The sequence below is a fragment of the Paraburkholderia nemoris genome (assembly GCF_905221015.1).
In the GTDB taxonomy this organism is placed as follows: domain Bacteria; phylum Pseudomonadota; class Gammaproteobacteria; order Burkholderiales; family Burkholderiaceae; genus Paraburkholderia; species Paraburkholderia nemoris.
In genome coordinates this window covers 103,569-127,070 of record NZ_CAJNBO010000010.1, presented here as the reverse complement: position 1 = coordinate 127,070, position 23,502 = coordinate 103,569, and the positions used below count along the sequence as shown (strand labels likewise).

Below are 23,502 nucleotides of genomic sequence, written 5' to 3'. Positions count from 1 at the left end.
GGAGTGACCGGAACTGGAGACAACCTTGACATCTGCTCTCACCGCCGCCGCTGACCCGCTCGAGTCCGCGGTCTCGAAGGTCAAGCGGCACGTGCTGCCGCTTTTCCTGATCATGTTCATCGCGAACTACATCGATCGCGTGAACATCGGCTTCGTCAATTCCCACATGCAGACGGACCTCGGCATCGGCGCTGCCGCCTATGGCCTCGGGAGCGGGTTGTTCTTTGTCGGCTATGCGTTGTTCGAGGTGCCGTCGAACGTGTTGATGCAGAAGTACGGCGCGCGCGCCTGGCTGACCCGCATCATGGGCACCTGGGGACTGGTCGCGGCGGCCATGGCGTTCGTCTGGAACGATACGTCCTTTTACGTGCTGCGATTCCTGCTCGGCATCGCTGAAGCGGGCTTCTTTCCGGGCGTGGTGTTTTACTTCACCCAATGGCTGCCGCAGAAAGAGCGCGGCAAGGCCGTGGCGGTTTTTCTGTCGGGCTCCGCGCTTGCGTCGGTGCTGTCCGGTCCGATCACAGGCAGTCTGTTGTCGATTCGCGGTCTTGGCCTGCACGGCTGGCAATGGATGTTTCTCATCGAGGGCGGCTTCTCGATCCTGCTGTGCGGTGTGAGCTGGCTGCTGCTGAAGTCGCGCATTCGCGATGCCTCCTGGCTGACGGCGGAGGAGCAGACCGTTCTCGAAAGCTCGATCGCGGCGGAGCAGGCCGAGCGCGTGGCGCAAGGCGGCGCGCATCTGCCGGCCATGAAATTGCTGAAGGACCCGCAGATCCTGCTGTTCTGCTTCCTGTACTTCGCGATTCAATTGACCATTTACGCGGCCACCTTCTGGCTGCCGACGATCATCCGCAAGATGGGCGGACTCTCGGACTTCGAAGTCGGCATGTTCAATACCATTCCCTGGCTCATCGCCATGGTCGCGATGTACTGCTTCGCGGTGTTGTCCGCGAAATGGCGTTTTCAGCAAGCGTGGCTGGCGGTGGCGCTCGTCATCGCGGCGTGCGGGCTGTTCGCTTCGACGTCGGGTAATCCGGTGCTGTCGTTTGTGGCAATCTGCTTCTCAGCGATCGGTTTCAAGGCCGCGTCTTCGCTCTTCTGGCCGATTCCGCAGGGTTATCTGGACGCACGCGTGGCCGCCGCCGTCATCGCGCTGATCAATTCGGTCGGCAACCTCGGCGGCTTCTTCGCACCGGCTGCGTTCGGTTATCTGCAGCAGCACACCGGCTCGATCACTGGTGGTCTGTACGCCTTGGGCGTGGCTTCGCTGATCGCGGCGGCGGCCGGCTTCCTGACCCGCAATCGCCGTGTGAACCGCGACGCGTTGGCTGAGCCGCTTCATAGCAAAGCGCATTGAATTTCGATCGACCGCCGCCAGTCGGCTCATTCACTTACCTGGTCCCACTATCATGTCCACGAACTCATCCCAATCGAACGCCACGCCGATCGTGACCGAGCTGCGCGTCGTGCCCGTCGCCGGCCGTGACAGCATGCTGATGAATCTGAGCGGCGCGCATGGCCCGTTCTTCACGCGCAATATCGTCATTCTGCGCGACAGCGCGGGACACACCGGCGTCGGCGAAGTGCCGGGCGGCGAGAGCATCCGCAAGACGATCGACGACGCGCGTCCGCTGGTTGTCGGTCAGTCGATCGGCAATCTACAAGCGATCCTGAACAAGGCGCGCACGCAGTTCGCCGACCGCGACGCCGGCGGCCGCGGCCTGCAGACTTTCGATCTGCGCACCACCATTCACGCAGTGACCGCACTCGAAGCCGCGCTGCTCGATCTGCTCGGCCAGCATCTGGACGTCCCTGTCGCGGCACTGCTCGGCGAAGGCCAGCAACGCGACGAAGTGGAGATGCTCGGTTATCTGTTCTATATCGGCGACCGCAAGAAAACCGATCTGCCCTATGACAGTGGCGCGGAAGGGCGCGACGACTGGGAGCGCCTGCGTACCGAAGAAGCCATGACACCCGAAGCGGTGGTGCGGCTTGCCGAGGCAGCACAAGCGCGCTATGGCTTCAACGATTTCAAGCTCAAGGGGGGTGTGCTGACGGGCGACGCCGAAATCGAAGCGGTGACGGCGCTCGCTGAACGCTTCCCCAATGCCCGCGTCACGCTCGACCCGAACGGCGCATGGTCGCTCGCGGAAGCGGTGCGCCTGTGCCGCGATCAACACGACGTGCTGGCTTACGCGGAAGATCCGTGCGGCGCGGAAAACGGCTACTCGGGCCGCGAAGTGATGGCCGAATTCCGCCGTGCGACCGGTTTGCCGACGGCGACCAACATGATCGCGACCGACTGGCGTCAGATGGGTCACGCGATCCAGTTGCAGTCCGTGGATATTCCGCTTGCCGATCCGCATTTCTGGACCATGCAGGGCTCGGTGCGCGTGGCGCAAATGTGCAACGAGTGGGGGCTCACCTGGGGCTCGCATTCGAACAATCACTTCGACATTTCGCTTGCGATGTTCACGCATGTCGCGGCAGCGGCGCCCGGCAAGATCACGGCGATCGACACGCACTGGATCTGGCAGGACGGTCAGCGCCTGACGCGCGAGCCGCTGCAGATCGTCGGCGGCAAGGTCAAGGTGCCTCAGGCTGCCGGCCTCGGTGTCGAGCTGGATATGGACGAGATCGAGAAGGCGCACGCGCTGTATCTGCAACATGGCCTCGGCGCGCGCGACGACGGCGTGGCCATGCAGTACCTGATTCCGAACTGGAAGTTCGATAACAAGCGCCCGTGTCTGGTGCGCTGAGTTTCTTCATGATCTGAGCGGCGCTTCGTGTGGCCGCCCGCTTTTACCCACTATTCAAGCTGTCACGCTATTCACGCTATGACCTCACCCCAAGAACTCAAAGCGATCGTTTCTGAAGGCCTGCTGTCCTTTCCGGTGACCGACTTCGACGAACAAGGCGATTTCCGCGCCGATACCTATGCTGCGCGCCTCGAATGGCTCGCGCCCTATGGCGCGACCGCGCTGTTTGCCGCCGGCGGCACGGGCGAATTTTTCTCGCTGACCAAAAGCGATTACACGAACGTGGTTCGTACGGCGACTGAAACCTGCAGAGGCAAGGTGCCGATTCTCGCCGGCGCGGGTGGTCCGACGCGCGTGGCGATCGATTACGCACAGGAAGCCGAGCGCCTCGGCGCGAGCGGCGTGCTGCTGATGCCGCACTATCTGACCGAGGCATCGCAGGAAGGGATTGCCACGCACGTCGAGCAGGTCTGCAAGGCCGTGAAGAACATCGGCGTGATCGTTTATAACCGCGCGAATTCGAAACTGAATGCGGACATGCTCGAACGTCTCGCGGACAGTTGCCCGAACCTGATCGGCTTCAAGGACGGCGTGGGTGAAATCGAGGCGATGGTGACGATTCGCCGCCGCCTCGGCGACCGTTTCTCGTATCTCGGCGGCCTGCCGACCGCGGAAATCTACGCCGCGGCTTATAAGGCGATGGGCGTGCCGGTGTATTCGTCGGCTGTGTTCAACTTCATTCCGAAGACGGCGATGGATTTCTATCGCGCGATTGCGGCGGATGATCACGCGACCGTCGGCAAGCTGATCGACGAGTTCTTCCTGCCGTATCTGGCGATCCGCAACCGTCGTCAGGGTTATGCGGTGAGTATCGTGAAGGCCGGCGCGAAGCTGGTCGGCCACGGCGCGGGTCCGGTGCGGGCGCCGCTGACCGATCTGACCGAAGAAGAAATGGCGCAACTCGATGCCCTGATCAAGAAGCTCGGTGCGCAGTAAGTGGGGCAATAAGCGGCACAAGCAGTGAGGGCGGTTTCGCCGCCCTCAACTCCGGCGGAACACAACGTGCGAGATGCGTTGCACGAGCAAGGCGGCCGCAAGTGCCGCCACCGCCGTCAGCCACACGCCGATATGAATCGACTGCACCAGTGCATCGCGTGCCGTGTCGATCAACGCCAGCGTATTGAGCCCCGACGTCTTCATATCCGCAATCAGTTTCGCGCGCACTGCTTCATCGATCAGGATACGTAGATCGACAAAACGCGGCTGCCACTGCGAAACGGCCGGCTCGCCGAGCACGCTCATCGTTCGCGTGACGACGTTGCGGTAGTGGTGCTGCACGACGGTTGCCACAATGCTGGTGCCAAGCATCCCGCCCACCATCCGCGTGGACTGCAGCAGTGCGGTCGTGATGCCGAAGCGTTCACGTCCGGCAATCTCCTGGCCGAACACATTCAGATTGTTCAGGATGAAACCCAGGCCGATGCCGACGGCCGCCATCGGCAATTCGATCCACACGTGCGGCGTCTCAGGATTGGCAAACGCCAATGCGATTGATGCGAACAGCAGCAGCGCGAAGCCGATCGACAGAATTCGCGTGGGTTTCTTCAGATGAATGACGATGCGCGTATTCAGGAGACTGCCGAGTGCGATACAGGCGGCAATTGGCGTAGCGAGCAGGCCGGCCTGTTGCGGCGACAGTCCAAAACCGCCTTGCAACAGCAGCGGCGCGAAGAAGATCAGCGAGAACATCACGAAGCCGGACAGGAAGCCGAGTACGAAGAGCGTGACGAGTTGCGCGTCCTTGAAGAGGTCGAGCGGAATGATCGGATGCGTGGCGCGTTTCTCGCACACCAGCAACGCAATCGCGCCCACGATCACGAAAGCCGCCAGCGCCAGGTTGCCGGGTGTCAGACCGTGTTTCGGCACCGCTTCGATAAAAGCCTGCAAGCCGCCCAACACGGCGGCGACCAGCGCCGCGCCGAGCCAGTCGATCTTGACCTCGCCCTCGTGCGGACGCCGGAAATTGGGCAGATGCGCCCAGATGAAATAGAGCGCCGCGGCGCCGACCGGCAGGTTGATCAGGAAGGTGGAGCGCCAGCCCCAATGCTCGCTCATCCAGCCACCGAGCGACGGACCCGCCGCGGTGCCGATTCCGTAGGCGGCCGCCATCACCACTTGCCAGCGCACCCGTGCGCGCGGATCGGGGAAAAGATCCGGGATCGACGCGAACGCCGTGCCCACCATCATCCCGCCGCCGACGCCTTGCAGACCGCGCGCGATGACGAGGAACAGCATGTCGTTCGCCACGCCGCAGAGCACCGAGGCCACCGTGAACGTGATGACCGCGGCGATCACGAAACGCTTGCGGCCGAAATAGTCGCCGAGCCGGCCGAACACGGGGACCGTCACCACCGACGCCAACAGGTACGCGCTGGCAATCCACGCGTAGTACTCGAAGCCATGCAGTTCGGCGACAATCGAGGGCAACGCGGTGCTGACGACGGTCTGGTCGAGTGCGACCAGCATGTTGACGAGGCCGATGCCGAGCATCGCGAAGAGGGCGTTTCGGAAAGGCAGGGCAGTCGCAGTCGGATTCACGGGGCTGGGAAAGAAGGGCTTGTCAGGGTAGGCGCTGCGCGGCAGGGCGCGGCCAGGTCTCGACCACTATTGTGTCCTATAGTTGTCTGACCTCTCGCCTGGCGATTATACGGGTTTTCCCTTACATGAAACTATTCGCGACGACAAGAATTCCGCAAGAGGCCTTCAAGAACGACAGCAGAGTGTCGACAATGCGTACGGAAGCCTTGCCAAAGAAAATCTTGCAGGCTCGCAGCACATCGGCGACGCGTTGGAGCGGGAAAACTTCCCGAAATGTGTGATAAAAGTCAGATATTTAAAAAAAGCCTGTCTGAACAGGCCGTCAGATTGTGATCACTGATAAGAATTTAACTGGGCGTCGTTCCGCTACGGAGGCGTTGTGATTCGAAGCTGGCTTACCGGGGTGCTGTTTGCAGGGTGTTTCATCAGCAATGCGTTCGCAGGCGGACCGGCTTGTTCCCGGCCGTTTACGCTGGGATTGCACGACCACGGGCTGCTCTATTCGCTCGATACCGATAGCGGTATCGACAAGGACTTTGCCGACGAGCTGATCCGGCGTAGCGGTTGCAAGATCAGGGTCAGTCTGATGTCGCGCGCGCGTATCTGGAAACTGATCGAGTCAGGCGCACTCGACTTCAGTCTTTCTGGAATCGCGAATGACGAACGCAATCAATATGCTTCGTTTGCGTGGTACTTCAGCAATAAATACTATCTGCTCGTGCGCAAGGATGCCGGCATCCAGAACGTCGCGGACTTCGAAAACAATAAACGCGCGCAACTCGGCGTGATCCGCAGTTTCCGCTACAGCACCTCGGCCAACGAACTGGTCGACAGACTGACGGCGGAAAACCGGGTAAGCCTCGCGGGCGGGCTCGAACCGCTCTATCAGGCGCTGGTTCTCCGACAGATTCAGGGCATGATTATCGAGCCCTTCGATTACCCCGCGCTGGATGAGAAAAAGATCCGCGACGTGACGACGATCGTTGAGTTTAACGATCCCTCGGTGCCGCACGGTCTGATCATGTCGAAGAAAGCGCTGCCGGCCTCCGAGCGGGAGAAGTGGCGGGCGCTGGTCGATGAAATGCGTGCTGACGGAACGGTGCGCCGTATCTTCGAAAAGTACTTCAGGCCGGAACTGGCCGACGCCATGGTCAACTTCAAGGCGTCACCGTGAGCCGGCTGCGCTCGGTCCTGCTGCCGTTGCTGGTGTTATCCGCGTCGCTTGGCGTGACGTGGACAGTGTGGGATCACGAACGGCAGGCGACGCGCAAAGAGTTTCAGACGCAGTTCGATTACACGCTGAGTGATGCGGTAGGCCGCATCGAACAGCGGATGGCGACCTACGAGCTGATGCTGCGGGGCGTGCAGAGCATGTTTGCCGCGAACGGAGAGTTCGATCGCGGCAGGTTCCGGCGCTACGTGAGCGCGCTCAATCTTGACGCGAACTTTTCCGGGGTCCACGCCGTGGGGGTGGTCGAATGGGTGCCGGCGGCGCGTAGAGCGACCCATATAGCGGACATGCGCGAGAGCGGCGTTCCAGGCTACACGATTCATCCCGACGGGTTGCGCGAGGACTATGCGCCGATCGTTCAGCGCGAGCCCTTTGTTGGCCTTGCACGCAGCTCGCCCGGTTTTGACGCCTGGAACGAGCCGGTGCGTCGCTCGGCGTTGGAGAAAGCCCGCGACTCCGGCCTCGCGGTTCTCTCGGGAAAGGTGCGTCTGTCGGTTGATATGGATGCGGACCCCCGGCCGGGCTTCATCCTTTATCTGCCGATCTACGCTGCCGGCAAACCGCAGGACAACGTTACGCAGCGTCGGACGAACATAGTCGGTTGGGTCTATGCATCGTTCCGTATGCACGATGTGATGGCCAGTCTCTACGGCGAACAGCCTCCCGGCATTTCGCTAGCCATCTACGATGGCGTGGAGCCATTGGAGGCAGCACTGCTGCATCGCACTTCGGATGCAAACAACCGGCATGCGCCCGCGCTCATCTCCGCAAACGAATATCTGGTTGTGGACGGACACGACTGGATGCTGTCGATGAGCGCCTCCGACGAGTTTCGATCCCGGATGGGACGTAATGCGGAGGTGTTAATCGCAGGGACTGGCACGGGGCTGAGTCTCCTGCTGGCGCTGCTGACCTGGCTCATGATGACAGGGCGCGAGCGTGCCATGCGCCTCGCCTCGGCGATGACGCGGGAGTTGCGCGAGAACGAAGAGAAATTTCGCGCCATTGCCGACTGCACCGTGAACCTCGAAATCTGGTGGGGACCGGACGGCACACCTCGCTGGATCAATCCCTCGGTCGAGTACTACACGGGCTATACGGTTGCCGAATGCATGGCGATGTCCGATTTCGCCCGCACGCTCATCCATCCGGAGGACATCCCGCGCGTTGCACCGGAATTTAAAAAGGGGCTTCAGGGTTCTCGCGGCGACGATCTCGAGTTTCGTTGCGTGCGCAAGGATGGATCGCTCCTTTGGCTGTCGGTCTCCTGGGTGCCGATCAGCAATCAGAGGGGCGACTTCATTGGTTTTCGGACCAGCGGCCGCGATATCACCGAGCGCAAGAAGTCGGAGGAGAAGATCCGGGAACTTGCCTTCTATGACACGCTGACGCGTCTGCCTAATCGCGCGCTTCTTCTGGATCGGTTGAGGCAGTCAATGGTGGCCAGCCGGCAGAACAAGGTCTGCGCCGCCCTCATGTTCATCGACCTTGACCACTTCAAAACGCTGAACGATACGCTTGGGCACGACAAGGGCGATCTGCTTCTGCGACAGGTCGCGTATCGCCTGTCGAGTAGTGTCAATGAGGGAGACACGGTTGCCCGGGTCGGCGGCGACGAGTTCGTTGTCGTGCTGGGCAATCTGAGTCTGGACCTGGCGGATGCGACCATGGAAACCGTGGCGGTGGGAGAAAGAATTCTCGCCGTGCTGGGGAACGCTTACGAACTCAATGGCGTTCAGTTTCGCAGCACCGCCAGCATCGGGGTTACCGTATTCAATGGGGAGCAGACGTCCACCGACGAGCTTTTCAAACAGGCCGATCTCGCCATGTATAAATCGAAGGAGCGCGGCCGCAATGCCATGTGCTTCTTCGACCCCGCGATGCAGACGGCGGTGCTCAAGCGTGCCGAGCTGGAGGTGGGGCTGCGCAACGCCATCGAGCAGAACCGGTTTGTTCTGCACTATCAGGCGCAGGTCGTCGACGGCAATCACATCACCGGTGCGGAAGCGCTGGTGCGCTGGGAGCATCCTGAGCGCGGCTTGATACCGCCGGGCGAGTTTATTCCGCTCGCTGAGGAGTCTGGGCTGATTCTGGAGATGGGGCGAACGGTGCTGGCGTCCGCATGCACCCAGTTGGCTGTATGGGCGACGCGGCCATCGATGGCGCATCTGTCCATGGCTGTGAACGTGAGTGCCCGGCAATTTCGCGAGCCGGACTTCGTGGACAGTGTGCTTGAAGTCATCAACCGGACTGGGGCGAGGGCGGACAGGTTGAAGCTCGAACTGACAGAGAGTGTTCTCGTTGAGAACGTGCAGGACATTATCGAAAAGATGACCGCTCTTCGCGCTCGAGGCGTGACTTTTTCGCTGGATGACTTCGGGACGGGCTACTCTTCGCTGTCTTACCTGAAACGGTTGCCGTTGGACCAGTTGAAGATTGACCGGTCGTTCGTGCGCGACATTCTGGTCGATTCCAACGACGCCGATATCGCGAGAACGATCGTGGCGCTCGCCCGAAGTTTTAACCTGGGTGTCATTGCCGAGGGCGTCGAAACTGAAGCGCAACGAGACTTCCTGGCAGTCGCAGGATGCCACGCGTATCAAGGGTTCCTCTTTTGCAAGCCGCTGCCGATTCAGGGTTTCGAGCAGTTTGTGAACCTGTTCAGCACCCGGAGCCGGAGGGACGTTCGGTCGACGGGGAGCGACGAGAGGAATGTCGGTTCGGGTACGGTAAGCTGATCAACCGGTATGGTTATGACACCCCGATCCTGGCTAACGTAATGGCCCGTTTGGGGCACGCCGTCACGCACAGGCCGCACGCCCGGCACGCATCGGCGTTTGGCGTGTACGCGACTTTCATCCCGTGCACGCGCAGCTTGAACTTGTTCAGCGCGCCCAATTGCTGGTAGTCGGCCGTATCGATCCGGCGGATGTCGAAAACATTCTCCGGACAGACTACCGCGCAATCTCCCTTGCCTTCGCACCGTTTCAGATTGACCACGGGAGCAATCACGCCTGGGGCCTGTTTGCAGGCGGATGTCGAAGCGGTGCTCATGCGCGATCCTCTGGACGCTTGCCGTCAACGGACGACAGGTTCTTCTGAAAATTTTCGCGCTCCTCGGGCGTCATCCGTTCCCACCGGCGCCAATGCCGGCGTCCGTGACAACCGCCGCGTCCTCGAAACCCGCCAAACAGAATCCGGCTCAGAATCAGCAGGCCAAGCGCGTGCGGAAAATCGATCGCACGGCCACCGATGAATAACGCCGGGATCACCCAATTCCATAGCGTCATCACCATCCATCCCAGCACGGCGATGCCCACCAGAACCAGCAGTGCCATGCCGAAGCATCTCAGTTTGAATCTCATCTATCTGCTCCTTTAGATATCCAGTTCGTCATACACGGCTTGCAAGCGAACGCGTAGATGCAGAACCGCGTAACGCTTGCGTGCCAATAGTGTGTTCACGCCGACGCCGCTTTCGGCTGCGAGCTCCTTGAAGCTGCGCCCTTCCAGTTCATGAGCGACGAACACGTCGCGCTGATCCGCCGGCAATTCGTTGAGCGCCTCTTGCAGCGCTTCCAGCAACACCGACCTTGCATAGAGGGCTTCCGGGCCGGCGTCCGTTGCCGGGAGGGCGAGATCCAGTCGATACTCGACGTCATCCGGGTCGCCGGCCATGTCGGCCAGCGGTTCCTCGCGGCGCTTGCGAAAGCGGTCGATGATGCGGTTGCGCGCCACACGGAACAGCCACGCGCTAGCCTGTTCGATCGGCGCAGGGAGACGGTAGGCTTGCACGAACTCGTGGAAGACATCCTGCAAAATGTCTTCAGCGTCGCCCTGGTCGTGCACGCGGCGCCGGATGAAATTCCCGAGCTTCGTACGCTCACGCAACACAGTTGCAGTGATGTCCGTGTCTCGTTCGATCATCGATTTTGGGGTGCGCGGCGGTTCCATACGTCTGTAGACGGTTCAGGATCAGGAATATTGTCGGCGCCGGAAAAAAAGGCGTTGCGACGCCGATGGCGGGAGTGTTTGGTCCGAATACGGTGATATCGGCCGTTCGCTGCGCGGCAAGGCGCGCCGGTGCTGCAAATTCGACATGGCCGGACTCATGGAATAGAAAGGGCGGAGCGACGTGAGACGGAGGCGCTCATGCCGCCCACTGTCGCTCATTGATGCAGAGTGTGTCAGAGTAACGACTCTCACTTGTGGAGCGCCCCGCATGACCAGCTTACCTATTGCCGACCGGTGGTTCGAACTCAAACGCATCAGCGACGACATCACGCTGCTTTGGGAACCTCATGTCGTCCCGCTGATGCGTTGCAATATCTGGCATGTGCGTGGCCGTGACCGGGATCTGATGATCGACACGGGGATGGGTATCGCCAGTCTTCAGGATGCCGCGAAGCACCTGCTGCAGAAGAACGTCACCGCCGTCGCGACGCATACGCACTCGGACCATATCGGCGGACATCACGAGTTCGAACACACGCTGGTGCACGAACTGGAAGCAGACAACCTGCGCGCGCCACGCGAGCGAGGCACCTTGCTGGCATCGGTAATGGGCGAGGCGGCTATTCGCCGGTATCGTGAAGTCGGCTATCCGTTCGACGGCGATCTGATCACGGCGCTTCCCAGCGCCGATTACTCGATGTCCGACTATCACGTGCGAGCCGCAACGGTCACGGAGATCGTCAAGGAAGGGAACATCGTCGATCTCGGCAACCGGCATTTTGAGGTGCTGCATCTGCCCGGCCACTCGCCGGGCAGCATTGGCCTATGGGAAGCGGCATCCGGCACGCTGTTCTCGGGTGATGCGATTTACGACGGCCCGCTACTGGATGAGATCGGTGGCGCGGATATTCCAACTTATGTGCGCACCATGAAGCGGCTGCGCGAATTGCCCGTGCAAGTGGTTCACGCCGGGCACGACGGCAGCTTTGGGCGGGAACGACTGCTCGAGTTGGTCGACGCGTATCTGGCTAAACGCACCTGATCGCGTCTGTTTCTAACCAGTTTCTAACCCCAATAACCCGTCTTACGCGTCTTTCAACCAGGGCATTTCCACGGGCGACACCACGAGATGCCGGGATTCCCGTTTCAGCTCGAATATGAATCCGACCAGAATCATGGAGTCGGCATACGGGATCGGGAATACCTGAGGATTTTCCGCCGTGCGCAGCGGGTGGGCGGGCGTGTTCGCCGTGGTCGCGGCGTTTTCGCGGACGCTTTCCAGTTCGTCGACCATTGCCTGACCACTTACCTTCAGCACGCGGCTACGCAGGTCGCTGAACGGTTCGATGCGCGCCCCGTCTTCGTTGTATTCGGGCACTTCATAGATGAACCAGGACATGTGCGTCTCCAAGGAAAAAGGCAAGTATTCTAGCAGTGGGCGTAACGCATCCCCGCTTTCCTCGCTCAGGAAGTCAAGTTGCGCTCAGGCCCCACAACAACAGAAAGACTGAGACAAAAGTCTCATCCGGAATGATGGTGCACTGCAATGTGCTGTTCCGGAACCCGCATGTTAAAAGTCATCCTAAGCGTGCCACTGAATGACGATGCGCGCCGAGCAGACCGGAGACATTCATGCCCTATGTTCCGCAAGTGAGACACATCGATCGAATCCGCAGATTGATCGAAGGCCGAATGCCTGATCGCGGCGGCGATGCTACGCGGCTGACTTCATCGTATTGGCGCTCGCTCGAGCAACATCATCTCGATCCTGGCGTGACAAAGGGGCCGCGGATTCTGAGCGCGCCGGAACTGCGCGACGTACAGCATCGGGAAGAATCGGTTTTGCGGGCGTCGGGGGAATGCCTTTCACGTCTGCACGAGACGGTACGCGAGGCGGACTACTGCGTGATGCTCACCGACGCGCAGGGCGTGACGATCGATTATCGCGTTGACCGGGATCGGCGCCACGACTTCAAACGAGCGGGATTGTATCTGGGCTCCTGCTGGTCCGAGCAGGAAGAGGGAACCTGCGGCATCGCGACCGTCTTGCTCGATTCGCAACCGATCACGGTACATAAGACCGATCATTTTCGGGCTGCCTTCACCACGTTGACTTGCAGCGCCTCGCCCATCTTCGGGCTGGATGGCGAATTGATCGGCGTGCTGGACGCTTCTGCGATTCGCTCGCCTGACGAACGCGAAAGTCAGCGTCTGATCAACCACATCGTGCGTCATAGCGCGGTGTTGATCGAAGACAGCTTCTTTCTCAACGCGACCACGCATTACTGGGTTTTGCTGGCGCACCGCAATCGCCACTATGTGGAAGCACAGCCGGAAATTCTGATCGCCTTCGACGCGCACGGAAACGCAGTCGCGGCGAATCGCCGGGCAAAAGAGTGCGTGCCTGGACTCGATCGGCTGCCGCGACCTGTCTCCGAGCTTTTCGATGTCCGCGCCGAACGTCTTCTGGATGTCAGGCCAGGCCGCGACATGGTTTCGATCAAATTCGCGGGCAACGGCTCGCCGCTCTATGCCCGCGTTCGTCCGCCCGTCACTCGTGCGCAACGGCAACCTGTATCGAAGCCTCGCAATCCCGCGCCTCAGGCGCAAGCCGCACTCACCGATATCGACGCCCTTGAGCGTGACCGCATCGTCGCCGCCCTGACGGATGCGAAATGGCATCCGGACGAGACAGCCAGAACTTTGGGCATCTCGCGCGCGACGCTGTACAGACGGATCGCGAAGTTCGGCATAGTCCCGCCTCACCGGCGCTAGCGGTCCACGCTTATCCAGCGGGCAAAGAACCCGCGCATTACTTAGACGTTTCACCAATCCGTATCGAATGGAGGAGCAACCATGCCTGAAAATAATGCAAGCAAGATTATTGGAAATGTTCTGGAATCCCTGGAAGCGACGCTTAAACGTGGTGATACCGCTGCGGCCGTCGCGTTGTTTCAGCCTGAGTGCTATTGGCGTGATCTGGTTGCGTTCACATGGAATATCAAAACCATGGAGGGCCGGGACCAGATCGGCGCCATGCTCGACGCGCAACTCGGCGCCGTCAAGCCGACCAGGCTGCGGATCGCCGAAAATGAAGTACCCACCGAAGCCGACGGTTTGGCCCAGGCGTGGATCACCTTCGAAACGGAAGTTGCCCGCGGCAGCGGTTTTATCCGCGTGAAGGATGGCCTGATCTGGACTTTGCTGACCACCATGGGCGAGCTGAAGGGCCATGAAGAACCCAAAGGCAATCGTCGGCCGATGGGTGCGGAACATGGCGCACGTATGGACCGAACCAGTTGGAAGGAACGTCGGGAAGCCGAAGCGCAGAAGCTGGGTCGAGCGGAGCAGCCGTACTGTTTGATTGTGGGTGGAGGGCAGGGTGGAATTGGATTGGGCGCGCGTCTGCGGCAACTGGGTGTGCCGACGATCATCGTCGATAAGAATCCCCGTCCTGGCGACCAGTGGCGTAACCGTTACAAGTCACTGTGTCTGCATGATCCGGTGTGGTACGACCATATGCCTTATTTGCCGTTCCCGGATAACTGGCCGGTTTTCACGCCCAAGGACAAGATCGGCGACTGGCTCGAGATGTACACCAAGGTCATGGAGTTGAACTATTGGGGATCGACTACTTGCAAGTCCGCCCGCTATGACGAAGCGAAGGCGGAATGGGTGGTCGAGGTCGAGCACGACGGCGAAACGCTGACGCTGCGGCCCAAGCAGCTTGTGCTTGCGACGGGCATGTCGGGTAAGCCGAATATTCCCTCGTTCAAAGGCATGGATGTGTTCAAGGGCGAGCAGCATCACTCGTCGAAACATCCTGGACCCGATGCGTACAAGGGCAAGAAAGTGGTTGTGATCGGCGCGAACAATTCGGCGCATGATATTTGCGCGGCGTTGTGGGAGGCGGGCGTCGACGTCACGATGGTTCAGCGGTCGTCCACGCATATCGTGAAGTCAGATTCGCTGATGGAACTTGCTCTTGGTGATCTCTATTCCGAGCGCGCTGTGGCGTCAGGCATGACGACGTCGAAGGCTGATCTGACGTTTGCATCGATCCCGTACAAGATCCTGCACACGTTTCAAAAACCCGTATGCGATGCGATCAGAGAGCGCGACGCGGAGTTCTACCAGCGTCTGGAAAAGCGCGGTTTCATGCTCGACTTCGGGGATGACGACTCGGGGCTCTTCATGAAATATCTCCGGCGCGGGTCGGGTTACTACATTGATGTGGGCGCCGCCGATCTTGTAGCGGACGGCAAGATCAAGTTGAAGAGTGGTGTCGATGTGGTCGAACTGAAAGAGCACTCTGTCCTGCTAAGCGACGGCACTGAGCTGGAGGCGGATCTCGTCGTCTATGCAACCGGTTACGGATCGATGAACGGCTGGGCCGCCGACCTCATCTCGCGTGAAGTGGCGGATAAAGTGGGCAAGGTGTGGGGGCTGGGTTCGAATACGACAAAAGACCCGGGGCCGTGGGAAGGCGAGCAACGCAATATGTGGAAGCCCACGCAGCAGCCTGCCTTGTGGTTTCATGGCGGCAACCTGCATCAGTCGCGCCACTACTCCCAGTATTTATCGCTGCAATTGAAGGCGCGCATGGAGGGAATTGCGACGCCGGTTTATGGCCTGCAGGAAGTGCATCACCTTTCCTGACGTAGGTGTGTGGTCGATGCGCGCGCTCCTTACGGCCCAGTGTTAAGACGGCCAGATGGGGGCGACGCGCATCGATGCAATATCGTTGCCGGTGATGTTAATCGACGCGCCGCCTTCCGGAATGAAGCAGTACGCGCCGAGCACGCGAGAAACACGCTGAACGGCTTAAGCCGGATTGATTTCGTCCTGGCTGCGTCGTGTAGTGCGAGGTCCAAAGACTCGCACCGTGATAGCCACGACGATCAGCGCAGCGGCGATGATGCCGAACATAGCGCCTGCTCCTTGCTGGTTCAACACGGGGAGCAATACGAAAGGCAGCATGCCACTCACGATGCGGGATAACGAGTAAGTACTGCCGATGGCGGTTGAGCGCACGCTGGCCGGAAAGATCTCAGACTGGTAGACGTGATACGCGTTGCTGAACACGTTCGACGCACATGTTGTCAACACACCAAAGAGAACGATCAGCGCTGAGCTGTTGGAATAGGCAAAGCCCAGACCAAAAACTGCAATGGACAATATGGCGCCGATCACCAGTGTGCGGCGTTCTATCCAGTTGAGCAGCGGAATCGAAAGCAACGATCCGACCGGGTAGCCGAGAAACGACAGAGCGATAAAAAGCGTGCCGTCCGTCACGTCAAAGCCACGGCTTTTCACCACGGTGCTGGCGAGCGTGCCGAAACCATAGTAACCAAATCCCTGAAGCAGATGGAAGATGGTCAACATCAGGTAGCGCTTGTCATAGGGAGCGCGGCGCAGCAAGGCAATGCGCTCACCCAACGTCATGGGATTGCGCTTGACGGTGGTTTCGGGTGAGATGACCGACACCGTCACGCCGGCGCTGGCGGCAAAGCGCCGAAGCATGGCATGAGCTTCTTCGACGCGACCCTGCGCCAGTAGCCAGCGCGGGCTTTCGGGCAACTTATGTTGCACAAGCAGAACCAGTACCGCGCCCAGGCTGCCGATCACCAGAATAACGCGCCAGCCGGCCACGGCGCCAAAGTGAAGAGGATTGAGCCAAAGCGCCAGGAATCCAACCAGTGGCACGGCGATATAGGAGGTCGTGTATGCCCACGCGGCCATTCTCCCGCGACGTTCCTTGGGCAGAATCTCGGACAAAAAACTATCAGCAACGGGATAGATCGCACCTACGCCAATGCCGGTGAGGAAGCGGCAGATCACCAGCATCTCGGCGTTGACCGAGAATGCGCCGATCAGCGAAAAGGCGCTGTACCAGATCAGGTTGAACAGGAAGGCCTTGCGACGGCCGATGCGGTCGGCCATGCTGCCCAGAAAAAATGCACCGAAGAACATGCCGATAAACGCCGAGGCCAGCAGCAGCTTGAAGTCCGTGCTGTGCCTATCGATACCGTATTCCCCCTGCAACGCCGCGCCGATCGAGCTGACAAGGAAAATCTCGAACATGTCGAAGAACAAGCCTATGCCGATCACCCACACCACAAATCGATGCAGCGAGCCTGCAGGCATGTTATCCATCCAGCCGCCCAAGGTCGTGGCTTTGGCATGAAGGGCGTGTGTATCGTCGGCTGCGCTCGGCTCGGGGGGCGCAATGCGCGAATGGGCGGTCGCACTGCCGCCTGCGTGCAGATTCCTGGTGTTCATGTTTGTCTCCGTTTCTTTGCTTTCGGGTCGGCTTATGCGCCGTTCACCACGTTGATCGGCGCGCCCGTATGGAACGCAGCGAGATTGGCTTCGATACCGGCATTGAGGCGGTGCGCGGCATGCGTCGCCGCCCAGCTAATGTGCGGGGTGACGATAAGGTTGGGATGCGCACAGGCGAGCAGCGGCTCATGCGGATCGGGCGGTTCCTGCGGGAGTACGTCGAGCGCGGCGCCGCCGAGGTGGCCGCTCATCAGCGCCTCGACCAGCGCCGCGGAATCGACAAGACCTCCGCGGGCGCTGTTCACGAGCAGCGCGCCGCGTTTCATGGCGCGAAGCGTGGGCGCGTCGATGAGATTGCGAGTCGATTCGGTAAGCGGGCAGTGGAGCGAGAGAACGTCGGCGGACTGCACCACGTCGTCGAATGGTGTGAAGCCTTCGCGAACCGTCGGCCGTCCGCGATGCTCCGCAAACATTACGTTGATGCCGACCGCGCGAGCCAGCCGTCCAAGCGCATTGCCGATCGCACCGCGCCCGACAATGCCGAGCGTCGAACCGGCGATGTCGAGAATCGGCGCATCGTGCACGCAGAAATGCGGCGACCCGGGCCAGGCGATGCGAGCGGCTTCACGATAAGCGAACAGCTTGCGCCGCAACGCGAAGATCGACGCGAGCGCCCACTCGGAGACACTCTGCGCCGAATAGCCCGGCACGTTGGACACGATCACGCCGGACTCGCGGCAGGCATCGATATCGATGCAATCGAAACCCGTCGCGGCGACGCAGATAAAGCGGAGTTTCGGCAGACGTTGCAGATCGGCCGAACGGATGGGCACTTTGTTCGTGATCGCAATGGTGGCATCTTCGAGTGCATGGACCACGTCAGCGGCGCGCGTGGCCTGACGAACGGACCATTCGCTCGCCCAGGTCGGCGCGGTGAGCGGCGTGGGCAACGTGCCGCTGTCGAGCAGGACGATGTTCATTGACCCCCCGCCTTGGGCAGCGTGGGCCGCAAAGTCACGCTGTTCAGTTCGCTGAACGGCACGTGAAGATCGCCGGATCGTGGATAGCAGGGTGTCATTCCATCAGCCCATCAGTTCGGAAATCTCGATCAGATTTAGATCGGGGTCTCGCACATATACGGAACGAATCTTCTGCGTAGCGCCGGTGCGCATCACTGGACCTTCGACAATCGGCCATTCGCAACGGGCGAGATGCGAGATCACTTCGTCGAGTGGCACGGTGGCGATGAAGCACAGGTCGAGCGCGCCCGGTACGGGAACATGGGCCTTCGGCTCGAATTCGGCGCCACGCACGTGGACGTTGATCTTCTGATTGCCAAAGCGAAATGCAATACGTCCTTCGCCAAACGTCTCGAGTTGCATCTGCATGACCTCGGTGTAGAACCGCTTCGTTGCAGCGAAGTCGACGCAGGTGAGTACGAGGTGATCGAGGTGGTCGATGAGTGCCACGTCCTGCTCCTTATGAAAATGCGTGTTGTTCCGGCAGACCGTCAGCCGCGCTGCAAGGCATCGAGTGCAGGTCCAGGCGCCGTCCGGCTTTTAGCAACTGACTCGGCGCGTCGTGGCCGATCAGTCCAGGAAGTAGGGCGGATGCGGACAGCACGGCGGCGAGGTCCACGCCGGTGTCGTAGCCGTCGAGTTCAAGCATGTGCACCAGTTCTTCGGTGCAGACGTTGCCCGTTGCGCCGGGCGCGTAAGGACATCCGCCGAGTCCGCCGAGCGACGCGTCGAAGCGGTCGATGCCGGCATCCAGCGCGGCGAGCGTGTTGGCGAGCGCCATGCCGCGCGTGTTATGAAAATGCAGCGTGAGTTCGAGCGCGGCGAAGCGCCCGCGCGCGGCGGCGCACAGCGCGCCGACCTGCGACGGGTAAGCCATGCCGGTGGTGTCGCACAACGTTACGCCGTGCACACCGAGATCGGCGAAGCGCTGCATCCAGTCGAGCACTTCAGCCTGGTCGATATCGCCTTCCATGGGGCAGCCCATCGCGGTGGATAGCGACACGTTAATCGCGACCTTCGTTTGCCTGACCACGCCGATCACGTCACGCAATTGTGCGAACGATTGCTCGCGGCTCATGCGCAAGTTCGCGCGGTTGTGACTCTCGCTGACCGACATCACGAGATTGACTTCATCGACGCCGCTCGACAGCGCGCGCTCTGCGCCGCGCAGATTCGGAACGAGCACGGTGTAGACGATGCCTTCACGTCGCGCGATCCGTTGCATCACCGCTTCGGCGTCACGCAGGGCGGGAATCGCTTTCGGCGAGGTGAACGAGGTCACTTCGATCTTGGCGTACCCGCACGCGCTCAGACGATCGATCAGTTCGATCTTGGCGTCGGTGTCGACGAAACGGGCCTCGTTCTGGAAGCCGTCGCGGGTGGCGACTTCCTGGATATACAGACGCTTGCTGCTCATGCGGTGCTCCTGTTCAGATGATGCCGCGTGCGCGCCAGGCGTCGCGGGTCGTCGTGTCGATGCCGAGGTTTTCCAGCACCTCGTCGGTGTGCTGGCCGAGCGTGGGCGCCTGGGTGTTCACCGTACCGGGCGTCGCGCTCAGCTTCGGGACGATGCCGGGCAGTTGCACCGGCGTGCCGTCCGGGAGCTGGCCGTCGAGAATCATGTCGCGTGCGTGGTAATGTGGGTCGCTCGCAATGTCGGCGACGTCGTAGATTTTTCCTGCGGGAATGCGCGCTTCATTGAGAGCAGCGAGCACGTCATCGAGCGTGTGGTGAAGGGTCCATTCGGCGATCGCGGCGTCCAGCCGCTCGACGTTCTTTACGCGGCCGTCGTTTTGAGCGAGTGCGGGATCGTCGGCCAGATCCTGACGGCCGATCAGTTCCATCAGACGCCGGAAGATGCTGTCGCCATTGCCTGCGATCAGCGCATATTTACCGTCGCTGCAGCGATACGCATTCGACGGCGCGATCCCAGGCAAGCTGCTGCCTGCCGGTTGGCGCACGGCGCCGAACGCGGAGTACTCGGGCAGCAGGCTTTCCATCATGTTGAAGACCGACTCGTAGAGCGCGACGTCGATCATCTGGCCCGCACCGCCGTTCTGATCGCGATGGCGCAGTGCGAGCAGGATGCCGATCACGCCATGCAAAGCCGAGAGGGAGTCGCCGATGGAGATACCCACGCGCACGGGTGTGCGGTCGGTTTCGCCGCTCAGATGCCGCAAGCCGCCCATCGCTTCGCCGATGACGCCGAAGCCGGGCCGGTCGCGGTAGGGACCGGTCTGCCCGTAGCCGGACACGCGCAGCATCACGAGGCCCGGATTCAGCGCATGCAGTTCTTCCCAGCCGAGGCCCCATTTCTCGAGCGTGCCGGGACGAAAGTTTTCGATCAGCACATCGCTTTGCGCGACCAGTTGGCGAACCACGTCCTGACCTTCGGGCGAGCGGAGATCGAGCGTGATGGATTCCTTGTTGCGCGATTGCGCCGCCCACCAGACGGACGTGCCGTCATGCAGCAGACGCCATTTGCGCAGCGGGTCGCCCGTGCCGGGTGGTTCGATCTTGATGACATGCGCGCCGAACTCGGCGAGCATTTTTCCAGCGAAGGGACCGGCGATGAGCTGGCCCATTTCAAGCACGCGAACGCCTTCCAGCGGCTTCGTCATGGTTGTCTCCTTGCAAACGTCGTTCTCTTGACGCTCACTTTGCGACAACCTGCGCGTGCTGAAAATCAATGGATTCTCAACGACCCTTTCCGTTCTGGAAAGGGTCGGCGAGCTTAACCGTCGGTGCTATCTGTTCGGCCGGACATGAAGTCGAGGAGACGCAGCGCTTCGGGCGACAGAGTTTCGCGCGACAGCGTGCCGATCCACAAGGTGCGATGCGCCCATGCGTCGGTGAGGTTCACGGCGCGCAGGCCTGTCGCGAGAATTTCGGTGCGTACGGCGCCCTCGGGCAATACGCCGATGCCGAGCCCGTGCTCGATCATCCGGCAGATACCGTCGAAGCTGTGCACCTGGATGCGGAGCTTGAGGGCCCGGTCTGCGCTGAATGCGGCATCGAGCAGCCGGGCGAGCAGTGAACTGCCTTCGTTCAGGCCGACGTACTCGAAGTCGAGCGTATCGGCGAAAGCGACTTCTTCGAGGGACGCGAGGGGATGGTCTTTCGGCACCAGCAGAACGAGCTTGTCCTGACGATAGGCGGTCTTCTCGATACCTGGCGCCAGCACGTTGTCCGCAAAGATGCCGATGTCGGCGGTGCCGCTGCGGATCGCCGCGACGATTTCGTCGCTCAAGCGCTCCTCGAGCGATATCTTCACGCTGGGGTTGTCGGAGAGAAACGCCTGCACGTCGTGAGGCAGGAACTGGATGACCGACGATGTGTTGGCCCAGACTCGCACGTGGCCGCGCACGCCGGCGGCGTAGTCGCTCATCTCGTTGGCCATGCGGTTCACGCGGTCGGCGACTTGCCGGGCATGCGCGAGCAGACCCTTGCCTGCGGCGGTCAGCTCGATGCCGCGCGGCTGCCGTAGCATGAGCGTGCAATCGATGCTGCGCTCCAGGTCGGCCATGCGCTTGCTGACTGCTGACAACGTCATGCAGGTGCGCTCAGCCGCTTTTGTCAGGCTGCCGAGTTCTGCTACGACGATGAAAAGGCGCAGCGATTGCAGGTCGTAGTGTGAGGAGCTGGTCATGGGTGTATGGCGTTGGCGCGACTGGAAGTCGAAGCCCCGCGCGTCGGGTGCTGGCCCGGCATGGCGGGCTGACTTCGTGTGAAGCATAGCAGGGAGCGGGGCGCCGCCGGTCTGGGCAGTGCTGGACGTTGCTGGACGCTGCGATAGGGGAGGCGCTTCGCAGCGGATTTAATCCGGCGCGACAGCCTTTACCCGCGCGCGTTTCGACTTGCACAGTTGTTGTGCAGGCGTATGCGGATTTTCGTTGTGATTTATTATCTGCTCCAGTAAACGATACGTGGAGTCGGGGCATACGGAACACCGTGTGCAGTGCGTTTCTGCATTGACTGATCTGAGCGTCACCGTACAGACTTGCCGGGTCAGCCGTACGATTCTGGGATCTCAACGATCTGCTGCCTCATGTCCTCGGGCTTTGCGGGCAATCCAGCAGAACGATCGCGCTACTACGATGAAACTGTCCGTTCTCCGCATGCTGATCGCCATTCCGTCATTGGGCGTGGGATTCTCTGCAGCCGTTTGCAATGCCTATGCGCTCGATGCAAAACTGGACTGCCAGTCGAGTCCGCATGATTTCATCGCGCCGCTTCTGGACGAGCAGTCGATCGATGCCAAGCCAATGCGCATTGAAGCGAACTCGGTCAACGCATTTCGTCCCACGCGCGGCAGCGACCTGACGGCATTCGGCTTTCATGTCTATGCCGTCTTCGGGTATGAGCAAAACGATCCCATCTTCAAACAAGGCACCGGCCAACCGGTTACGCCCCCGACGTACGGGGTTGTCGTGACCGGCTCTGCCGCGGCGGTTGAGGCAAGCGTACGACGGGCCGGCAGCGACGCGGCCATTCGCGATGTCGTGCCACTTTTTCTCACAGCCGTGTTCTGCAATGGGCATTGACGGCTGTGCTGCGTGCGCACGAAGAACGAGGAGACAATCATGCATATGCTCACCAATGCCGGTCCGCTGGTTTCATTGATCGCCGGCATTCTGATTCTTGTCGTGCCACGCCTCTTGAACTACATCGTCGCGATCTATCTGATCGTGATTGGACTGCTGGGGCTGTTCGGAAGTCACATTCGTTGAACGTGCATCCTTCTTTTTTCCCCAGCCTTTTCGATCAGCCCTTCGCCCACGCAGCGGCCGTGGCAACTGCGAAGTCCCGGTACGATCGCGGCTGCCGCCCGAGCAGCGCAGCCAGACGATCGACTTCCGCTTTCGAAGCGACTGCGCCGTCCTGTTGATACCGGCGCATCATCAGGCGCATATCGTAGGCGAGCCAACCCGGCGCGACCGCCTTGAGACGTTGTTCGAGGGTATCGAGATCGTCGCCGCCGTAGCGGACCGGACGTCCCAGCGTCTCGGCCCAGATCGCCGCGATGCTTTCCGAAGTCAACGCGTCAGGACCGACGAGTTCGTACGTTTCACGCGGCAGCGGATTGGCGGCGCGCTCGCGGCGCAGGAGTTCGCGTGCCGCGGTTTCGCCAATATCGCGGACATCGACCATGGAAATCCCTTTGCCGCCAATCGGCATGCCGTAGACACCGTGCGTCAGTAGCGGGTCTTTCTGCCTGACGTCGTTCTGGATGAAATAGGCGGGGCGCAGCACCGTCGCCGGCAAGTCGCAATGTTCGATCATGCGCTCGACCGTGTGCTTGCCGGTGAAGTGAGGCACGTCGACATACTCCGCGCCCTTGAAAACCGACAGATAAACAATGCCTTTCACACCGGCCTCCCGCGCGATGCTCAGCGTCTGCAGCGCCTGTGTCAGTTCGTCCGCGGCGTTGGGGGCCAGCACGAACACCGTGCTGACACCGTTCAATGCGCGCCGCATTGCGTCGAGGTCGGACAGGTCGCCCTTGACCGCGGTGACGCCAGCGGGGAATTGCGCTTTTTCCGGCGAGCGGGTCAGTGCCCGCACTTCGATGCCGCTACCGTTCAGATGATCGAGAACCTGCTTGCCGATCACGCCTGTGCTGCCAGTTACGAGGATTGCCATGATTTTCTCCTGGGGTT

22 protein-coding genes are annotated in these 23,502 nt (G+C 60.9%); 10 read left to right on the top strand and 12 right to left on the bottom strand.

From position 1 onward, the window contains the following. Positions 1–25 precede the first annotated feature (25 nt). The 3 genes from KHO33_RS17310 (at position 26) to kdgD (ending at position 3,755) form a co-directional block, all read left to right on the top strand. Entirely contained in the window at positions 26–1,357 is a 1,332-nt protein-coding gene (locus KHO33_RS17310) for an MFS transporter (protein ID WP_054035507.1), read from the top strand. 52 nt (positions 1,358–1,409) lie between these two features. Beyond that, positions 1,410–2,759, top strand: coding sequence for a glucarate dehydratase (gene gudD / locus KHO33_RS17305; protein WP_200565338.1), 1,350 nt, complete (start codon positions 1,410–1,412; stop codon positions 2,757–2,759). Positions 2,760–2,837: 78 nt separating this feature from the next. Continuing rightward, positions 2,838–3,755, top strand: a complete 918-nt coding sequence (gene kdgD / locus KHO33_RS17300) for a 5-dehydro-4-deoxyglucarate dehydratase (RefSeq protein WP_200565337.1) — start codon at positions 2,838–2,840, stop codon at positions 3,753–3,755. A 45-nt stretch (positions 3,756–3,800) separates the two neighbouring features. Here kdgD and KHO33_RS17295 read toward each other — a convergent pair whose 3' ends face one another. Continuing rightward, positions 3,801–5,309: an MFS transporter gene (locus KHO33_RS17295; protein WP_200565431.1), complete on the bottom strand. Its 1,509-nt coding sequence runs from the start codon at positions 5,307–5,309 to the stop codon at positions 3,801–3,803. Positions 5,310–5,736: 427 nt separating this feature from the next. Here KHO33_RS17295 and KHO33_RS17290 point away from each other — a divergent pair, with 427 nt between their 5' ends. Both KHO33_RS17290 and KHO33_RS17285 read left to right on the top strand, forming a co-directional pair. After that, positions 5,737–6,531: a substrate-binding periplasmic protein gene (locus tag KHO33_RS17290; protein ID WP_200565336.1), complete on the top strand. Its 795-nt coding sequence runs from the start codon at positions 5,737–5,739 to the stop codon at positions 6,529–6,531. Beyond that, the gene (locus KHO33_RS17285) at positions 6,528–9,326 is read left to right on the top strand and encodes a bifunctional diguanylate cyclase/phosphodiesterase (RefSeq protein WP_200565335.1); all 2,799 of its coding nucleotides are present in this window, start codon (positions 6,528–6,530) and stop codon (positions 9,324–9,326) included. The genes KHO33_RS17290 and KHO33_RS17285 overlap by 4 nt, the downstream gene beginning before the upstream one ends. Before the next feature lie 13 nt (positions 9,327–9,339). Here the strand turns inward: KHO33_RS17285 and KHO33_RS17280 are convergent, their stop codons facing one another. The 3 genes from KHO33_RS17280 to KHO33_RS17270 are packed head-to-tail and all read right to left on the bottom strand — an operon-like array spanning position 9,340 to position 10,541. Then, positions 9,340–9,642, bottom strand: coding sequence for a 4Fe-4S binding protein (locus tag KHO33_RS17280; RefSeq protein ID WP_200565334.1), 303 nt, complete (start codon positions 9,640–9,642; stop codon positions 9,340–9,342). Then, entirely contained in the window at positions 9,639–9,953 is a 315-nt protein-coding gene (locus KHO33_RS17275) for a hypothetical protein (RefSeq protein ID WP_200565333.1), read from the bottom strand. The genes KHO33_RS17280 and KHO33_RS17275 overlap by 4 nt, the downstream gene beginning before the upstream one ends. A gap of 12 nt (positions 9,954–9,965) precedes the next feature. Then, the gene (locus tag KHO33_RS17270; RefSeq protein ID WP_200565332.1) at positions 9,966–10,541 is read right to left on the bottom strand and encodes an RNA polymerase sigma factor; all 576 of its coding nucleotides are present in this window, start codon (positions 10,539–10,541) and stop codon (positions 9,966–9,968) included. A gap of 268 nt (positions 10,542–10,809) precedes the next feature. On the opposite strand from KHO33_RS17270, the gene KHO33_RS17265 reads away from it, so the two are divergent. Beyond that, a complete protein-coding gene (locus tag KHO33_RS17265; protein ID WP_054035501.1) occupies positions 10,810–11,583 on the top strand; it encodes an MBL fold metallo-hydrolase in 774 nt (257 codons plus the stop codon). A gap of 42 nt (positions 11,584–11,625) precedes the next feature. Here the strand turns inward: KHO33_RS17265 and KHO33_RS17260 are convergent, their stop codons facing one another. Then, entirely contained in the window at positions 11,626–11,940 is a 315-nt protein-coding gene (locus KHO33_RS17260) for a helicase (protein ID WP_093637433.1), read from the bottom strand. 233 nt (positions 11,941–12,173) lie between these two features. Between KHO33_RS17260 and KHO33_RS17255 the strand changes: the two genes are divergently transcribed. After that, on the top strand, positions 12,174–13,316 hold the full coding sequence (locus KHO33_RS17255) for a sigma-54-dependent Fis family transcriptional regulator (RefSeq protein ID WP_200565331.1): 1,143 nt from the start codon (positions 12,174–12,176) through the stop codon (positions 13,314–13,316). Positions 13,317–13,397: 81 nt separating this feature from the next. Then, positions 13,398–15,200 (top strand): NAD(P)/FAD-dependent oxidoreductase, encoded by a 1,803-nt coding sequence (locus KHO33_RS17250; protein WP_200565330.1) that lies wholly within the window; start codon positions 13,398–13,400, stop codon positions 15,198–15,200. A gap of 165 nt (positions 15,201–15,365) precedes the next feature. Here the strand turns inward: KHO33_RS17250 and KHO33_RS17245 are convergent, their stop codons facing one another. The 6 genes from KHO33_RS17245 to KHO33_RS17220 form a co-directional block, all read right to left on the bottom strand. Next, positions 15,366–16,823 (bottom strand): MFS transporter, encoded by a 1,458-nt coding sequence (locus tag KHO33_RS17245; protein WP_054035497.1) that lies wholly within the window; start codon positions 16,821–16,823, stop codon positions 15,366–15,368. Positions 16,824–16,855: 32 nt separating this feature from the next. Continuing rightward, entirely contained in the window at positions 16,856–17,803 is a 948-nt protein-coding gene (locus KHO33_RS17240) for a D-2-hydroxyacid dehydrogenase (RefSeq protein WP_200565329.1), read from the bottom strand. A 102-nt stretch (positions 17,804–17,905) separates the two neighbouring features. Continuing rightward, entirely contained in the window at positions 17,906–18,292 is a 387-nt protein-coding gene (locus KHO33_RS17235; protein WP_054035495.1) for a VOC family protein, read from the bottom strand. A 10-nt stretch (positions 18,293–18,302) separates the two neighbouring features. Continuing rightward, positions 18,303–19,259, bottom strand: a complete 957-nt coding sequence (locus KHO33_RS17230) for a hydroxymethylglutaryl-CoA lyase (protein WP_200565328.1) — start codon at positions 19,257–19,259, stop codon at positions 18,303–18,305. A gap of 13 nt (positions 19,260–19,272) precedes the next feature. Continuing rightward, positions 19,273–20,463 carry a CaiB/BaiF CoA transferase family protein gene (locus KHO33_RS17225; RefSeq protein ID WP_054035494.1) on the bottom strand — a complete coding sequence of 397 codons (1,191 nt, stop codon included), beginning with the start codon at positions 20,461–20,463 and terminating at the stop codon, positions 19,273–19,275. Positions 20,464–20,576: 113 nt separating this feature from the next. After that, positions 20,577–21,491: a LysR family transcriptional regulator gene (locus KHO33_RS17220; protein WP_054035493.1), complete on the bottom strand. Its 915-nt coding sequence runs from the start codon at positions 21,489–21,491 to the stop codon at positions 20,577–20,579. 469 nt (positions 21,492–21,960) lie between these two features. Here KHO33_RS17220 and KHO33_RS17215 point away from each other — a divergent pair, with 469 nt between their 5' ends. Together KHO33_RS17215 and KHO33_RS17210 are read left to right on the top strand one after the other, a co-directional pair. Beyond that, positions 21,961–22,386 (top strand): hypothetical protein, encoded by a 426-nt coding sequence (locus tag KHO33_RS17215; protein ID WP_234475345.1) that lies wholly within the window; start codon positions 21,961–21,963, stop codon positions 22,384–22,386. Positions 22,387–22,425: 39 nt separating this feature from the next. Next, positions 22,426–22,572 carry a DUF3096 domain-containing protein gene (locus tag KHO33_RS17210; RefSeq protein ID WP_093637406.1) on the top strand — a complete coding sequence of 49 codons (147 nt, stop codon included), beginning with the start codon at positions 22,426–22,428 and terminating at the stop codon, positions 22,570–22,572. Positions 22,573–22,606: 34 nt separating this feature from the next. On the opposite strand, the gene KHO33_RS17205 is transcribed toward KHO33_RS17210, so the two are convergent. Further along, positions 22,607–23,485, bottom strand: a complete 879-nt coding sequence (locus KHO33_RS17205) for an NmrA/HSCARG family protein (RefSeq protein ID WP_200565326.1) — start codon at positions 23,483–23,485, stop codon at positions 22,607–22,609. Between the last annotated feature and the right edge of the window lie 17 nt (positions 23,486–23,502).

What these genes read in the sequence shown, in the direction of transcription:
- gudD (WP_200565338.1), top strand. Translation starts at nt 1,410, where the DNA reads ATGTCCACGAACTCATCCCAATCGAACGCCACGCCGATCGTGACCGAG.
- kdgD (WP_200565337.1), top strand. Translation starts at nt 2,838, where the DNA reads ATGACCTCACCCCAAGAACTCAAAGCGATCGTTTCTGAAGGCCTGCTG.
- KHO33_RS17295 (WP_200565431.1), bottom strand. Translation starts at nt 5,309, where the DNA reads ATGCTCGGCATCGGCCTCGTCAACATGCTGGTCGCACTCGACCAGACC.
- KHO33_RS17280 (WP_200565334.1), bottom strand. Translation starts at nt 9,642, where the DNA reads ATGAGCACCGCTTCGACATCCGCCTGCAAACAGGCCCCAGGCGTGATT.
- KHO33_RS17275 (WP_200565333.1), bottom strand. Translation starts at nt 9,953, where the DNA reads ATGAGATTCAAACTGAGATGCTTCGGCATGGCACTGCTGGTTCTGGTG.
- KHO33_RS17270 (WP_200565332.1), bottom strand. Translation starts at nt 10,541, where the DNA reads ATGGAACCGCCGCGCACCCCAAAATCGATGATCGAACGAGACACGGAC.
- KHO33_RS17265 (WP_054035501.1), top strand. Translation starts at nt 10,810, where the DNA reads ATGACCAGCTTACCTATTGCCGACCGGTGGTTCGAACTCAAACGCATC.
- KHO33_RS17260 (WP_093637433.1), bottom strand. Translation starts at nt 11,940, where the DNA reads ATGTCCTGGTTCATCTATGAAGTGCCCGAATACAACGAAGACGGGGCG.
- KHO33_RS17255 (WP_200565331.1), top strand. Translation starts at nt 12,174, where the DNA reads ATGCCCTATGTTCCGCAAGTGAGACACATCGATCGAATCCGCAGATTG.
- KHO33_RS17250 (WP_200565330.1), top strand. Translation starts at nt 13,398, where the DNA reads ATGCCTGAAAATAATGCAAGCAAGATTATTGGAAATGTTCTGGAATCC.
- KHO33_RS17245 (WP_054035497.1), bottom strand. Translation starts at nt 16,823, where the DNA reads ATGAACACCAGGAATCTGCACGCAGGCGGCAGTGCGACCGCCCATTCG.
- KHO33_RS17240 (WP_200565329.1), bottom strand. Translation starts at nt 17,803, where the DNA reads ATGAACATCGTCCTGCTCGACAGCGGCACGTTGCCCACGCCGCTCACC.
- KHO33_RS17230 (WP_200565328.1), bottom strand. Translation starts at nt 19,259, where the DNA reads ATGAGCAGCAAGCGTCTGTATATCCAGGAAGTCGCCACCCGCGACGGC.
- KHO33_RS17225 (WP_054035494.1), bottom strand. Translation starts at nt 20,463, where the DNA reads ATGACGAAGCCGCTGGAAGGCGTTCGCGTGCTTGAAATGGGCCAGCTC.
- KHO33_RS17220 (WP_054035493.1), bottom strand. Translation starts at nt 21,491, where the DNA reads ATGACCAGCTCCTCACACTACGACCTGCAATCGCTGCGCCTTTTCATC.
- KHO33_RS17215 (WP_234475345.1), top strand. Translation starts at nt 21,961, where the DNA reads ATGCTGATCGCCATTCCGTCATTGGGCGTGGGATTCTCTGCAGCCGTT.
- KHO33_RS17210 (WP_093637406.1), top strand. Translation starts at nt 22,426, where the DNA reads ATGCATATGCTCACCAATGCCGGTCCGCTGGTTTCATTGATCGCCGGC.
- KHO33_RS17205 (WP_200565326.1), bottom strand. Translation starts at nt 23,485, where the DNA reads ATGGCAATCCTCGTAACTGGCAGCACAGGCGTGATCGGCAAGCAGGTT.